At 63.2% G+C, this 560-nt stretch carries 1 protein-coding gene; it reads left to right on the top strand.

What is annotated here, in order from left to right; genetic code table 11:
- Positions 1 to 560, top strand: a 560-nt coding sequence (locus tag AC3WR5_RS33495) for an EF-Tu C-terminal domain-related protein (protein WP_492490119.1), incomplete at both ends; no start/stop codon positions are given.

Below are 560 nucleotides of genomic sequence, written 5' to 3' on the forward strand. Positions count from 1 at the left end.
CTGGACAGCTACATCCCGACGCCTGAGCGTGCAGTGGACGGCTCCTTCCTGATGCCGGTGGAAGACGTGTTCTCGATCTCGGGTCGTGGCACCGTGGTGACCGGCCGCATCGAGCGCGGCATCATCAAGGTCGGCGAATCGATCGAAATCGTCGGCATCAAGGCCACGCAAGTGACCACCTGCACCGGCGTGGAAATGTTCCGCAAGCTGCTGGACCAGGGCATGGCGGGCGACAACGTCGGCATCCTGCTGCGCGGCACCAAGCGTGAAGACGTCGAACGCGGCCAAGTGCTGTGCAAGCCGGGCAGCGTCAAGCCGCACACCCACTTCACCGCCGAGATCTATGTCCTGTCCAAGGACGAAGGCGGCCGTCACACGCCGTTCTTCAACAACTACCGTCCCCAGTTCTACTTCCGTACGACGGACGTGACCGGCGCGGTGGAGCTGCCCAAGGACAAGGAAATGGTCATGCCGGGCGACAACGTCAGCATCACCGTCAAGCTGATCGCCCCGATCGCGATGGAAGAAGGCCTGCGCTTCGCCATCCGTGAAGGTGGCCG

This window comes from Ideonella sp. FW305-24 (genome assembly GCF_058788035.1).